We start from the raw sequence: 13,855 nt of genomic DNA on the forward strand, positions 1-13,855 counted from the left end.
GATGCGCAACCAGCTGCTGGCCTGCCTTATCGCCTGTTCGTCCCTGCCGGCCCACGCCGCCGACCTGATCGACTTCTGGAACACGCCGCGCCATGGCGGCAACAGCTTCAACCGCCTGCCGCCCGACCAGGCCTATTTCGAGGCGCTGCACGGCTACGGGGCGAGCTGGGTGCGGTTGTCCTATGACAAGTGGCAAGCGGCGCAGCGTGATTTTCTGCTCGGTAATGCCGATACCTACCAAGGGCTGCCGGCCGCCGACCTTGCCACGCTCAAGGCCACCCTGAACCGCGCGCACGCCGCTGGCCTCAAGGTCGTTATCACGCCCCTCTCACTGCCCGGCATGCGCTGGGCACAGAACAACGCCGGCCAGTTCGATGACCGGCTCTGGCAGGACAAGGCCTACTGGGCCCAGGCCGCCGACTTCTGGCGTGACCTGGCGCGGGCGCTCAAGGACCATCCGGCGGTGGCGGCCTACAACCTGATCAACGAACCGGCGCCCGAGAAACTCGGCGGCCTGGCCGAGCACGCCAGCGCCGAGCAGATGCACGCCTGGTACCGACAGCAGCAGGGCAGCACCCGCGACCTGCCGGCGCTGTATCGCCAGTTGGTGGCGGCGATACGCGAAGTCGATCCACTCACCCCGATCATGCTCGATGCCGGCTGGTACGCCGCGGCCGATGCCTTCGAGTACTGGCCTGGCGCGCTCGACGACCAGCGCCTGCTCTACAGCTTTCACATGTACGAACCCTACGCGGCCACCAGCGCGCCCAACCTGGAGCGCGCCACGCCCTATGCCTACCCTGGGCCCGCGCCCTTTGGCGGCAGCGTTGCGCAATGGAACAAGGCCCGGGTGCAGCAGTATCTGCAGCGCCCGCTGGACTGGGCCGGCAGGCACGCGGTGCCGGCCAATCGCCTGGTGGCCGGCGAGTTCGGCTGCATGCGCCGCTGGGCGGGCTGTACCACCTATCTGGAGGATGTACTGGGCACCCTAGATCGCCAGCAGGTGCACTGGGCCTTCTACAGCTTTCGCGAAGACAGCTGGGACGGGATGGACTACGAGCTGGGCAGCGCCAAAGTGCCGTGGGCTTATTGGCAGGCGATCGAAAAGGGCCTGCCGGACCCGCTCAAGCGCACACCCTCCAGCCTGTTGGAACCGATTCGAAAACGCCTTGCCCTCAATGGCGCACCCCACTGAACGCTTGCATCCTGATAACTCCGGGTATATACACGCATCTATGTTGAAGAGCCATTGCATCTGTACTCATCTGCGCCGGGCCGCCCGCGGGGTCAGCCGGCACTATGACGAAGCCCTTGTGGGCTTCGGCATCAATGTCGCCCAGTTTTCCCTGCTGCGGCATCTGCAGCGTCTCGATCAGCCCAGCATCTCGGTGCTGGCCGAGTCCATGGGCCTGGATCGCAGCACGCTGGGTCGCAACGTGCGGGTGCTGGAAGCCGACGGCCTGGTGGCGTTGGCCGAAGGTGTCGACTTGCGCAACCGCATCGTACTGCTGACGGAGAAGGGCCTGGCGCGCCTGGTGGCCGCCACGCCTGCCTGGGAGCAGGCCCAGGATGCCCTGGTGAGCAACCTGGGCGAAGGGCAGCGCGATGAACTGGTGCGCCTGTTGGAACAGTTGGCTTGAGCGTATTACACCAATAAGCGGGTATATACCCGTGTAACCTTGCGGCGGTCTGGGAGAACAAGAATGACATCGGTATGGCGCACGAGCGGTTGGGTGCTGTTGGGGGCGGCGCTGATCCTGGCATTGTCGCTGGGGGTGCGGCATGGCTTCGGCCTGTTCCTGGCGCCGATGAGCGCCGAATTCGGCTGGGGGCGCGAAGTGTTCGCCTTCGCCATCGCCTTGCAGAACCTGATCTGGGGCCTGGCCCAGCCGTTTGCCGGTGCCCTGGCCGATCGCCTGGGCGCGGCCAAGGTGGTGATCATCGGCGGCATTCTCTACGCCGTGGGGCTGGTGATGATGGGCATGGCGGACTCGGCGTGGTCACTGTCGCTCAGTGCCGGGCTGCTGATCGGCATCGGCCTGTCGGGCACCTCGTTCTCGGTGATCCTGGGTGTGGTAGGGCGTGCCGTGCCGGCAGACAAGCGCAGCATGGCCATGGGCATCGCCAGCGCCGCAGGCTCCTTCGGCCAGTTCGCGATGCTGCCGGGCACCCTGGGCCTGATCGGCTGGCTGGGCTGGTCGGCGGCATTGCTGGTGCTGGGCCTGCTGGTGGCCTTCATCGTGCCGCTGGTGGGCATGCTGCGCGATAACCCGCTGCCCAGCCAGGGGCACGAACAGACCCTGATGCAGGCGCTGCGCGAAGCCTGTTCGCACTCGGGCTTCTGGTTGCTGGCGCTGGGCTTTTTCGTGTGCGGTTTCCAGGTGGTGTTCATCGGCGTGCACCTGCCGGCCTACCTGGTCGACCAGCACCTGCCGGCCACCATCGGCACCACGGTGCTGGCACTGGTCGGGCTGTTCAATATCGTCGGCACCTACACCGCCGGCTGGCTGGGCGGGCGCATGTCCAAGCCGCGCCTGTTGACCACCCTGTACCTGCTGCGGGCGGTGGTGATCGTGCTGTTCCTGTGGGCGCCGGTGACCCAGTTCAGCGCCTACCTGTTCGGTATCGCCATGGGCCTGCTGTGGCTGTCGACGGTGCCGCTGACCAACGGCACCGTCGCCACCCTGTTCGGGGTGCGCAACTTGTCCATGCTGGGCGGCATCGTCTTTCTGTTCCATCAGTTGGGCGCATTCCTGGGCGGCTGGCTGGGCGGTGTGGTGTACGACCGTACCGGCAACTATGACCTGGTGTGGCAGATCTCGATCCTGCTCAGCCTGCTGGCTGCCGCGCTCAACTGGCCGGTGCGCGAGCGCCCGGTGGCGCGGCTGCAGGCGCGGCCGGAGGCGGCATGACCGCGCGCCTGGTAGCGTTGGTGCTGGCTGGCCTGGTGCTGGCGCTGGTGTGGTGGGGCTGGCACCAGGGCGGTCTGGCGCTGATGCAGTTGGGCATGGGCGTGTGCTAGGCGTAAGCTGAACCCCTGCACTCAGGCAAGGGAGACGCACCATGTACGCACGCTGGCTGTTGGTACCGCTATTGATACTGGCTGGTTCGGGGGCCGTGCTGGCCGCCGACTGCCCGGCCTTGCTGCAGGGCGAGTTGCCCAAGCTGCGCGCCAAGGAACAGGTGAACCTGTGCGAGCGCTTCGCCGGCAAGCCGCTGGTGGTGATCAACACCGCCAGCTATTGCGGCTTCGCGCCGCAATTCGAAGGGCTCGAGAGCACCTACAAGGCTTATCACGGGCAGGGCCTGGAAATGCTCGGGGTGCCATCCAACGACTTCAAGCAGGAAGACGCCGACAGCGAGAAGACCGCCAAGGTGTGCTATGCCAACTATGGCGTGACCTTCACCATGACTGAGCCACAGAAGGTGCGCGGCGACGACGCCACGCCGCTGTTTCGCGAGCTGGCCAGGCAGAGCAATGCGCCCAGGTGGAATTTCTACAAGTATGTGGTCGATCGTCAGGGCAAGGTGGTGGCCAGCTTCTCCAGCCTGACCAAGCCGGACGACCCGGCGTTCAGAACTGCCATCGAGAAGGCCATCGCCTCGCAGCCCTGAGGCGGGCTCAGGCCTTGCCCGGGTGGACGGTCCAGGCCACCAGCTTGAGCACGATCGGCCGTACCACCAGCACGCAGGCGAAGGCCACCGGCATGGCCAGCTGGTAGGCCTTGAGCACATTGGCCAGGTAATGCTCGCCGACGCCGCTGTTGGCGGCGGTGATCACGAAGCACATCAGCAGCGCCATGATCGACGACATGTAGAACGCGAATACGTAGGGGGTGGCGCGTACGCCGAGTTTCAGGCGTGGGCGAGGGCGGGTCTGGCTGGTCATGCAGGCTCCTGAGGGTAGGGGAGGCGCCAGACTAGCAGGCTGCCAGGGTACGAGGTAGACGACGCCAGCTTAGGTCTTTATAAAGAGAACCTTACGAATCCTGGAGTTTGGCCGTGAACCTGTTGGGCTCGATACGCAGTTTCATCAAGGTGGTCGAGGCTGGCAGCATCGCCGGTGGGGCCCGCACCCTGGGCTTGAGCGCCGCCGCAGTGAGCCAGAACATCGCGCGCCTGGAAGCCCATCTGCAAGTGCGCCTGCTGGCCCGCACCACCCGCAGCATGGCGTTGACGCCCAATGGTCGCGCCTATTACGACAAGGTCAGGCATGTGGAGCGTGATCTGGAGCTGGCGCAGCTGGCCGTCACGGCCGATGACGGCGAACCCCAGGGCCGGTTGTGCATCTCCTCTTCTTCGGCCTTCGCGCGCTATGTGCTGGCGCCCCTGATGCCGGCATTCAACCTGCGCTATCCGCAGCTTTCAATTGAATTGCTTACGAGCGACCGGCGTGTGGACCACGCGCGCGAGTCGATTGACGTGAGTGTGCGCATCACCCCCCAGCTGGAAGACGGCCTGCTGGCGCGGCACGTTGCCCAGATCCCGTTCATCTGTTGCGCAGCGCCTGCCTACCTGGAGCGTGCCGGCCGGCCCGGCACCCCGGAAGCCTTGAAGGGGCATCGCTGCCTAGTGTTCCGTTACCCGGTGGACGGCCGCTTTCTGCGGTGGGGCTTTGTGCGTGACGGCCTGCGTTTCGATGCCGAGTTCGGGGATGTGTCGATCAGCGATGACATCGACGTGCTGGCGCAGATGGCGGTGATGGGGGGTGGGATCGTGCGCCTGGCCGAGTTCGTGGCGCGGCCTTACCTGGAGAACGGGCAACTGGTGCCGCTGTTCGAATATGCCCAACCCCACCAGGCCTATGCACAGACCTCGCCCATGGACATCTACCTGTGCGTGGCCGACCGCTCGGCGCTGACGCCCAAGGTGCGGGCCTTCATGGCGTATGTGGAGGACTGCCTGGCGCAGGCCTGGCGCGTGCGCGCGCGGGCATAAAAAAACCGCCTTTGGAAGGCGGTTTTTTCATGCAACAGCGATCAGAAGCGGTAGGTCAGCGAAGCACCCAGGCCGTGTGCACTGTTTTCGTACTTGGCGTTGTACGAGCCCTTGAACGAAGGGTCGGTGATGGCGGTGCTCTGGTGAATCTTGACGTCTTCTTCCATCAGGTACGAGTAGGCCACGTCGATGGTCATGTCGTCGCTCGGGTTCCAGCCTGCCCCCAGGCTGAACACCTTGCGGTCGCCGGTTGGGATGCGTGGCGAACGGTTCTGGTTGTTGGCTGGCGACTGGTCGACGGAGAAGCCGGCGCGCAGGGTCCATTCCTTGTTCAGCTTGTAGGCAGCGCCGATGGCGTGGGCCCAGGTGTCGTGCCAGTTCTGTTCTTCGGCGATCTGGCCCAGTGCCGGTGCCAGTGGCCCGGTGCCCTCGTTGTTGACCACGATGGACTCCAGGCGGCTCCAGCGGGTCCAGGTGCTGCCCGCGTACAGGGTCCAGTTGTCATCCAGTTCGTGGGTGACCGAGAAGTCGACCGACTCGGGGGTCTTGATCTTCAGCGAGGCGTCGAACTTGCTGCCGCTGAACGGGCCGAAGCCCGGGCCGCTGATCTTGGTGTCGCCCTTGAGCTTGTAGTCGACCATCGAGTGGTAGGTCAGGCCGACGCGGGTTCTGTCGGTGGCCTGCACCATCACGCCGATGTTGTAGCCGACGGCGGTGTCGTCACCGGTGATCTTGACCTTGCCGTCGTTGCTGCCTGGGGTGGCGCGGTTCAGCGCGGCGGACTCCAGGGTGCCGTCGATACGGTTGATGGTCGGGCCGAAACCGATCGAGACCTTGTCGTTGAAGGCGTAGCTGATGGTCGGTTGCAGGGTCACGACCTGAACTTCGCTCTTGCTGCCGAAGTAGCGGCCGGCAAAGCCGTGCTCGTAGTCGGTGATCAGGCCGAAAGGCACGTAGACCCCGAAGCCGAATGCCCAGTGGTCATCGATCGGCTTGACGTAGTAGCCCATCGGTACGCCAACCACGGGGACCATGTCGCCGTCGTTGCTGCCGCCGAAGGTGCCGCTGCCCTTGATGTCGGACTTGGCAATGATGGCCGCGCCGCCGACGGTCACTTGTTCGCGTTTGAGGCGGGACATGCCGGCAGGGTTGCCAAACACGGTGCTGGCGTCATCGGCAGAAGAAGAACGACCCGCGAAACCTGTGCCCATGCCGCTGATGCTTTGCTCGTTGAGGGCAAAACCGCTGGCGAAGAGTTGAGTTGATGCGAAAGCGACAGCGAGGCCGAGTGAGGATTTGAGTATTACTTTTTTCATTATTAGAACTCCATGGGATCACCGGAGCGCAAAGTATCAATAATTTTGGACGTGCGCTATAGGCTCTAAATCAGGAGATACCGCGTTTTTGTAGGACAATCCGACCAGATTCGCTGATTTTATCCGGTTGTTTGAAAATGGTTCTCAGCAGGCCTGGAGTGCCGGTTTGCCGACGCATGCCTGCCAGGCCTGGGTGAAGTCGCGTAAACGGGCGTGGGGCTGGAATGTTTGACGCCAGATTCTTGCGAGACCTAGCAGGTCGTCGGATTCTGGTAGCGGCAGCGCCTTTTCTTCGACCAGCATCCAGGCGATGGCGGTGGCGTAGCGCAGGTTGACGGTCAGTTCCAGGTGCGGGCCGCTGAGGAACGCGTGCTGGCTGGCGAGGCCGCGGACCAGGCTGGCCAGTTCGGGGTCGTGGGCCAGGAACTGGTCCCAGATCGATTGGTGGCGCAGTTCGCCGATGCGGTACAGGCCGTGGCCACGACGGTCGTGCAGGGCCGAACCCATGCCCGACTGGCTGGCTGCAATGCCCAGCAGCAGGGCTTCGGCGCTGGGGCAGTAGCGGCCCAGGTACAACAGGGTGGGGCGGATGACGAATTCACTCAACTCGCTCGCGGCGATAGCCATAATGCCCTCGAACTTCGTAAATGGCCGGCGGGACGCTGGTGCTTGGCAGCAGGTGGGTCGGGGTCAGGCCCGCCGGAAGCGGGCAAGGCCGCTTGAGTTGAAGTGTAGTGTCATATCTATGCTGTAAAGGACTGTTTTTAAATCGATTGTGGTGGCTTGGCATAACCCATATGACGCTTGGGTATTAGGCCGTGGGGGTTAAAGCGCTTTCGGTGGTTGGGGTTTGGCCAATGAATCCGGGCCTTGCAGAGTGCAGGTCGAGCGCGGCGGTCACTGAATTTCAGGCATAAAAAAGCCCCGCCAACCGGCAGGGCTTCTTGCGTCTCAGACGACCATCAGGCAACCAGTGCCTGGCGAGTCCGGTCAATCACCGCTTGCAGCGGCTCAGCACTCTCGTACTGCTCCGGATACAGACGCTCGCTGTGACGAGCAATGCCGTGTTCATTGACCAGGGTAAAGCTGAAGCTGCCCTTGCGCGCCGCATGGATCATGCAGTTCAACGGGGCAAATGCCTGGCTAAGGGTGCGAATGGCAGCCTGAGTATGGATGGATGTATTCATAGTTATTAGATGTTCCTGCAAAAGACACAGCATAAGAGCCGTGTTCATATAAAACGTTCCAGTAACGCAAAGCTTTAGGGCTAGAGCGAAGAACCTGACTGGAACAGGGCAGCCAGAGGTAAGCGCATTGATTAGGTGGCGCCAGGGCTGACTGGTAGGTACTAGGAAGACAGGCAACACGTCAGGGCTAAGGTTCTGCGCCGCTGTGTGAAGATCCTGTTCAATCTGCAGGGTGACTCGCCAAGAGTAGGTAATGGTTACCTGGGAGTCATCAAGTGGGCCGGTCCTGGTTTCAACAGGTGCTGTTCCGTTGTCGGATCAGGACGCTGCAAGGACTGCTTTGGCCAGAATTGAGTTTCAGCTTGGTACTAACGCTGGCAACACTACAGCAGTTTCCAGGTTGTGGCAACCCTTTGTGCTTTTCGTGCGCCAAGCCGGCCATTATCTCGATTTCAGGCTGTTCTGTGAAGAGGGCCCCAGGAGGCACCACCGCGCGTGCGGAGCATTTTCGTGCAATCCCGTGCCTCGCTTTGGGGCACCTGTCCACACCTGTAACACCTCTTGTCAATGTGGCGCTACACCGCGGCAGGGCCCTGGCGATGACCAGTTCGAAAGTACAAGTCAATGAAAAAAAACACTTTTTTTAGCTGGTGAAAAAATCGTCAGTTTGAGCGCGGGCCCCATTCTACCGGGGTTTGCGGGGTGTAGGAGGGGGTTGTCCACCGAGTTATCCACAGCTTCTGTGGATTGTCATGCGGGTCTGCTCTAGGACGCGGGTGCCAGCAATGCAGGAAGTGTCTGACAATTTTCGCGGCGCATTTCGGCTCGCGCGAAATGTCTACTGACGTGTCAAAAAAAAACATCGTCTGACGGAAAAAAAGCCTCGAATTCCCTCGGGCCATGCACGAGAAAATCCGGTAGAGTGGCGCGCCTCTCGAGTTGCCTTCGCCGTTTTTTATGAAGTTTCGCAGCAAAACCCCAAGCCCTACTGCCCAACCCCCCGTTGCCGAGCCCCGACGTTTTTCGTTGAAGGTGGCCCTGTGGCTGCTCGACAGCCCGCGCCTGGGCGACAACCCCAACGTCAAGCACTTCGCCGGGCGCCTGCTCAAGCAACCGGCACGCCAGGGTGTGGTGGTGGCGCAGAGCCGGCTGGGGCAGATGCTGTGCCGCGATTGCGGCAATGCCCGTGACCGGCGCATCGGCCACGAGCTGCTGCGCCAGGCTGCCCGGGCCGGTGACCGCAGGGCACAGCTCGAATACGGCCGTCTGTGCACCCAGCCCCAGGTCAACGAGCCGGAGCAGGCACGTTACTGGCTGGAACAAGCTGCCGCGCAGGGCTCCAAAGAAGCCGTGCGGCTGCTCGGGCAACTCACGAGCCACTGATCGACCGCCCGGGGCTGTTAAGCTCTGGGGGATTTCCCTGGGGGTGAGCATGCTGTCTATGGCTGCAATGGATCTGACCAGCATCGTGCTGGGAATGGTGGTGGCGGCTTTGCCCGCTGTGGTGGTGCTGGTGCGTCTGCAACGTCAGCTGGCTGACAGGCAGGCCGCCGCCGCACTGGCCGAGGAGCGCCTGAGCAGTGCGCTGCTGGCGCAGGAGGGCCTGAGCGCGCAACTCGACGCCAGCCGTGACGAAATCAGCGACCTGGGCCAGGCCAATGCCGCCAAGCAGGCCAGCCTGGCCGCTCAGGGCCGCGAGCTGGAGTTGCTGCAGATCGAGCGCGACAACGCACGCGATGCCGCCCATGCCTGGAACCTTGAACGCAACGCCCGTGAAGCCGAGCTGCGCCGCCTCGAAGCGCGCTGCGCCGGCCTTGCCGCCGAACTGCGCGAGCAGCAGGACAGCCACCAGCAGCGCCTGAACGATCTGCAGGGCTCGCGCGACGAGCTGCGTGCACAGTTTGCCGAAATGGCGACGAAGATTTTCGACGAGCGCGAGCAGCGTTTCGCCCAGACCAGCCAGCAGCACCTGGGGCAACTGCTCGACCCGCTCAAGGAGCGTATCCAGTCGTTCGAGAAGCGCGTCGAGGAAAGCTACCAGCAGGAAGCCCGCGAGCGCTTTTCGCTGGGCAAGGAACTCGAGCGCCTGCAGCAGTTGAACCAGCGCCTGAGCGACGAGGCCACCAACCTGACCCAGGCACTCAAGGGCCAGAAGACCCAGGGCAACTGGGGCGAGTTGATTCTGGAGCGGGTGCTGGAACATGCGGGGCTCGAAAAGGGCCGCGAATACCAGACCCAGGTCAGCCTCAAGAGCGCCGATGGCGAGCGTTTCCAGCCTGACGTGCTGATCATGCTGCCCGGCGACAAGCAGGTGGTGGTCGACTCCAAGGTCAGCCTCACGGCTTACCAGCAATATGTAAACGCCAGTGAAACCGACGTGGCCCAGGCCGCGCTCAAGCAGCATGTGCTGTCGCTGCGCAACCATGTCAAAGGCCTCTCGGGCAAGGACTACAATCGCCTCGAGGGCCTGCACAGCCTGGATTTCGTGCTGTTGTTCGTGCCCATCGAGGCGGCGTTTTCGGCGGCGCTGCAGGCCGAGCCCAACCTGTTCCAGGAGGCCTTCGACCGCCAGATCGTGATCGTCAGCCCGACCACGTTGCTCGCCACCCTGCGGGTCATCGACAGCCTGTGGAAACAGGAGCGCCAGAGCCAGAACGCCCGCGAGATCGCCGAGCGCGCCGGCTGGCTGTACGACAAGTTCGTGTTGTTCATCCAGGACCTGGACGAGCTGGGCAACCGCCTGCAACAGGTCGACAAGGCCTATGCCGCGGCGCGCAACAAGCTCTGCGAGGGGCGCGGCAACCTGATCAGTCGCAGCGAGCAGCTCAAGCTGCTCGGCGCGCGGGCCAGCAAGAGCCTGCCGGCCGACCTGCTGGAACGCGCCATGGGCGGCACCGACAACCTTGCCGAAGGCCTTACTGCACCAGGCTCAGATGACGATTGAGCAGGGCGCGCAGGGCCGCCGGCTTGACCGGCTTGCTCAGGTAGTCGAGGCCGGCGGCATGTACCCGCGCCACGGTCTCGCCGTGGCCGTCGGCACTGATCACCACCCCCGGCACCGGCTCGCCCAGGCGCGTGCGTAGCCAGGCCATCAGTTCGGTACCGATTTCGCCGTTGTCCAGGTGGTAGTCCACCAGCGCCAGATGCGGGCGCAGGCCCTTGTCGAGCAGGGCGGCGCATTCCTCGCGGTTGCGCGCCGTCGACACCAGGCAGCCCCAGCGGCTGAGCAGGCTGTTCATGCCGATCAGGATGCTGTCTTCGTTGTCCACGCACAGCACCTGCAACCCCGCCAGCGGCTGGCCGGCCTGTTCGGCTGGCTTGGCCTGGGCCGGGCTCGCGGCGCTGGCCAGCGGTACGCTGACGCGGAACACGCTGCCCTTGCCGGGCGATGAGCGCACCTCCAGCGGGTGGCCGAGCACCTTGCACAGGCCGTCGGCGATCGCCAGGCCCAGACCCAGGCCTTTTTCGGCGCGGGTCTGGTGGCTGTCCAGGCGCTTGAATTCCTCGAAGATCACCTGCAGCTTGTCGTCGGCAATGCCCGGGCCGCGGTCCCACACTTCCAGCCACAGGCGGTCCCCGGCGCGGCGCACGCCCAGCAGGATCGGGCTCTTGCCATAGCGGAAGGCGTTGGTGAGGAAGTTCTGCAGGATACGCCGCAGCAGCTTGACGTCGCTGTGCACCCGCAGCTTGCTGCCACGCACGCGAAAATCCAGGCCCTGCTGCTGGGCCAGTACCTTGAACTCGGCACCCAGGGCGTCGAACAGTTCGCTGAGGGCGAACGGCTTGGCGTCCGGGTTGATCTTGCCGTTCTCCAGGCGCGAGATGTCCAGCAGGTCGCTGATCAGCTCTTCGGCCGAACGCAGGGCGCTGTCCATGTGCTGCACCAGTTGCTGGGCGTCGCCCGACAGGCCCTCTTCCTGGTGCGACAACGCGGCGGAGAACAGCCGTGCGGCGTTCAGCGGCTGCATCAGGTCGTGGCTCACGGCCGCCAGGAAGCGGGTCTTGGACTTGTTGGCCGCTTCGGCATGGCTCTTGGCCTCGGTCAGCGCCAGGTTCAGTTGCGACAGCTCGTGGGTTCGTTCGGCCACGCGCTGCTCCAGGCCTTCGTTGGCGTCCTTGAGGGCCTGCTCGGCCTCGCGGAAGGGGGTGATGTCGGTAAAGCTCATCACGAACCCGCCGCCGGGCATGGGGTTGCCGATCAGCTCGATCACCCGGCCATTGGGGAACAGCCGCTCGGAGGTGTGCGCGCGCCCCTGACGCATCCAGTGCAGGCGCCGCGCCACATGCACCTGGGCCTCGCCCGGGCCGCACAGGCCGCGTTCGGCGTTGTAGCGGATGATGTCGGCAATCGGCCGGCCGACACTGATCAGCCCGTCGGGGTAGTTGAACAGTTCCAGGTAGCGACGGTTCCAGGCCACCAGGCGCAGCGACTGGTCGACCACGCTGATGCCCTGGCTGATGTTCTCGATGGCCCCTTGCAGCAGGGCGCGGTTGAACTGCAGCACCTCGGAAGCTTCGTCGGCGATGCGTACCACGTCCTCCAGCTGCATGTCGCGGCCTTCGATGGCCGCCTTGACCACGGCGCGGGTCGAGGAGGTGCCGAGCACGCCGGACAGCAGGCGCTCGGTGTGCTCGATCCATTCGCCGTCGGCGTTCTGGTTGGGGTTGAAGCCCTTGCCCTGGCGATAGGCGAAGCGGATGAAGCTCTGGCGCGCACGCTCTTCGCCGACGAAGCGCGCGGCCAGGTGCAGCAGGTCGTCGATCTGTACCGCCAGCAGCGAACGGCTGCTGGGCCGCGCGCTGGTTTCCTGGCCAATGAAGCGCCCGGCCTGCCAGTGCTCCGATACCCGCGTGCGCGACAGGATCGAAACCCAGGCGAACACCGTGAAGTTGCCTGCCAGCGACAGCACCACGCCCTGGGTCAGCGGGGTGATCGGCAGGTTGAGCGGGTTGCCGTGCAGCCAGGCCAGGCCCGGGAACAAGTCCAGCGACCAGCCCACGCTGTGGGCGGCAATCGGCAGTACCAGGGTGTAGAACCACAGGAAGGTGCCGGTGGCCAGGCCGGCGAACACGCCGCGGCGGTTGGCCTGCTTCCAGTACAGCGCACCGAGCATGGCCGGGGCCAGTTGGGTGACGGCGGCAAAGGCGACCTGGCCGATGGTGGCCAGGCTGGCGGTGGAGCCCAGCAGGCGGTAGCTGACGTAGGCCAGCAGCAGGATCACCACGATGGTCACCCGGCGTACCGTGAGCATCCAGTGGCGGAACACCTCGAACGGGCGCTCGGCGTTGTTGCGCCGCAGCAGCCAGGGCAGCAGCATGTCGTTGGAGACCATGGTCGACAGCGCCACGGCCTCGACGATGACCATGCCGGTGGCGGCCGAGGCGCCGCCGATGAAAGCCAGCAAGGCCAGCGCCGGGTGTGCTTCGGCCAGCGGCAGGCTGATCACGAACGAGTCCGGCAGCACCGAGTTGGGCAGCAGCATCTGCCCGGCCAGGGCAATCGGCACCACGAACAGCGCGGCGAGGATCAGGTAGGCCGGAAACACCCAGCGTGCCAGGCGCATGTCCTGCGGTTCGATGTTCTCCACCACGGTGACATGGAACTGGCGCGGCAGGCAGATGATCGCCATCATCGCCACGCCGGTCTGCACGATCATCGACGGCCAGTTGATGGTTTCCTGCCAGTAGCCGTCAAGGGCGGGCGCCAGGCGGGCCTGGCTGAACAGGTCGTCGAAGCCGTCATAAAGACTGAAGGTGATGAACGCGCCCACGGCGAGAAACGCCAGCAGCTTGACCAGCGATTCGAAGGCGATGGCCAGCACCATGCCGCGGTGGTGCTCGGTCACATCCAGGCTGCGGGTACCGAACACGATGCTGAACAGCGCCAGCACCAGCGACACCACCAGCGCGGTGTCCTGCACGCGGCTGCCGGTGGCATCGGCCCCGGCACCGATCAGCAGGTTGACCCCCAGCACGATGCCCTTGAGCTGCAAGGCGATGTACGGCAGCACGCCCACCAGACAGATCAGCGCCACCACCACCGCCAGGGTCTGGGACTTGCCGTAGCGCGCGGCAATGAAGTCGGCGATGGAGGTGATGTTCTCCTGCTTGCTGATCAGCACCATCTTCTGCAGCACCCAGGGTGCAAACAGCATCAGCAGTACCGGCCCCAGGTAGATGGGCAGAAAGGCCCAGAGTTGTTCGGCGGCCTGGCCGACCGCGCCGAAGAAGGTCCAGCTGGTGCAGTACACCGCCAGCGACAGGCTGTACACCCACGCGCGCAGGCGTGGCGGCAGCGGGGTGCTGCGCCGGTCGCCGTAGAAGGCGATGGCGAACATGATGGCCATATAGGCCAGGGCGACCAGGGCGATCAGCCCGCTGGACAGCGACATGAAAACTCCGAACGAAAAAACG

Annotated in this window: 12 protein-coding genes; 7 read left to right on the plus strand and 5 right to left on the minus strand. The window is 64.4% G+C overall.

From position 1 onward, the window contains the following. The first annotated feature begins 1 nt into the window (after window position 1). From CR917_RS06855 to CR917_RS06870, 4 genes are all read left to right on the plus strand, one after another. Window positions 2-1,195 (plus strand): glycoside hydrolase family 5 protein, encoded by a 1,194-nt coding sequence (locus CR917_RS06855; protein WP_104572058.1) that lies wholly within the window; start codon window positions 2-4, stop codon window positions 1,193-1,195. Window positions 1,196-1,235: 40 nt separating this feature from the next. Next, a complete protein-coding gene (locus tag CR917_RS06860) occupies window positions 1,236-1,640 on the plus strand; it encodes a MarR family winged helix-turn-helix transcriptional regulator (protein ID WP_043862530.1) in 405 nt (134 codons plus the stop codon). 63 nt (window positions 1,641-1,703) lie between these two features. Further along, entirely contained in the window at window positions 1,704-2,912 is a 1,209-nt protein-coding gene (locus CR917_RS06865) for an MFS transporter (protein ID WP_043862529.1), read from the plus strand. A 151-nt stretch (window positions 2,913-3,063) separates the two neighbouring features. After that, window positions 3,064-3,615: a glutathione peroxidase gene (locus CR917_RS06870; protein ID WP_104572059.1), complete on the plus strand. Its 552-nt coding sequence runs from the start codon at window positions 3,064-3,066 to the stop codon at window positions 3,613-3,615. A gap of 7 nt (window positions 3,616-3,622) precedes the next feature. Here the strand turns inward: CR917_RS06870 and CR917_RS06875 are convergent, their stop codons facing one another. Further along, window positions 3,623-3,889, minus strand: a complete 267-nt coding sequence (locus tag CR917_RS06875) for a DUF2798 domain-containing protein (RefSeq protein ID WP_043862527.1) — start codon at window positions 3,887-3,889, stop codon at window positions 3,623-3,625. 113 nt (window positions 3,890-4,002) lie between these two features. Here CR917_RS06875 and CR917_RS06880 point away from each other — a divergent pair, with 113 nt between their 5' ends. Continuing rightward, a complete protein-coding gene (locus tag CR917_RS06880; protein ID WP_054914683.1) occupies window positions 4,003-4,938 on the plus strand; it encodes a LysR family transcriptional regulator in 936 nt (311 codons plus the stop codon). A gap of 41 nt (window positions 4,939-4,979) precedes the next feature. On the opposite strand, the gene CR917_RS06885 is transcribed toward CR917_RS06880, so the two are convergent. The 3 genes from CR917_RS06885 to CR917_RS06895 all read right to left on the minus strand — a co-directional run bounded on the left by CR917_RS06885 (window position 4,980) and on the right by CR917_RS06895 (window position 7,441). After that, on the minus strand, window positions 4,980-6,254 hold the full coding sequence (locus CR917_RS06885) for an OmpP1/FadL family transporter (RefSeq protein ID WP_043862525.1): 1,275 nt from the start codon (window positions 6,252-6,254) through the stop codon (window positions 4,980-4,982). 144 nt (window positions 6,255-6,398) lie between these two features. Continuing rightward, window positions 6,399-6,881, minus strand: a complete 483-nt coding sequence (locus CR917_RS06890) for a hypothetical protein (RefSeq protein ID WP_054914682.1) — start codon at window positions 6,879-6,881, stop codon at window positions 6,399-6,401. A gap of 335 nt (window positions 6,882-7,216) precedes the next feature. Beyond that, window positions 7,217-7,441, minus strand: coding sequence for a hypothetical protein (locus tag CR917_RS06895; protein ID WP_043862639.1), 225 nt, complete (start codon window positions 7,439-7,441; stop codon window positions 7,217-7,219). Between the two features lie 957 nt (window positions 7,442-8,398). On the opposite strand from CR917_RS06895, the gene CR917_RS06900 reads away from it, so the two are divergent. Beyond that, window positions 8,399-8,824 (plus strand): tetratricopeptide repeat protein, encoded by a 426-nt coding sequence (locus CR917_RS06900; RefSeq protein WP_078479791.1) that lies wholly within the window; start codon window positions 8,399-8,401, stop codon window positions 8,822-8,824. A gap of 175 nt (window positions 8,825-8,999) precedes the next feature. Next, entirely contained in the window at window positions 9,000-10,385 is a 1,386-nt protein-coding gene (gene rmuC, locus CR917_RS06905) for a DNA recombination protein RmuC (protein ID WP_162484864.1), read from the plus strand. Here rmuC and CR917_RS06910 read toward each other — a convergent pair. After that, window positions 10,357-13,833: a hybrid sensor histidine kinase/response regulator gene (locus CR917_RS06910; RefSeq protein WP_104572060.1), complete on the minus strand. Its 3,477-nt coding sequence runs from the start codon at window positions 13,831-13,833 to the stop codon at window positions 10,357-10,359. The two genes, rmuC and CR917_RS06910, sit on opposite strands and share 29 nt — an antisense overlap. Window positions 13,834-13,855 lie beyond the last annotated feature (22 nt).

Source organism: Pseudomonas sp. BRM28, from assembly GCF_002939405.1.
Taxonomy (GTDB): domain Bacteria; phylum Pseudomonadota; class Gammaproteobacteria; order Pseudomonadales; family Pseudomonadaceae; genus Aquipseudomonas; species Aquipseudomonas palmensis.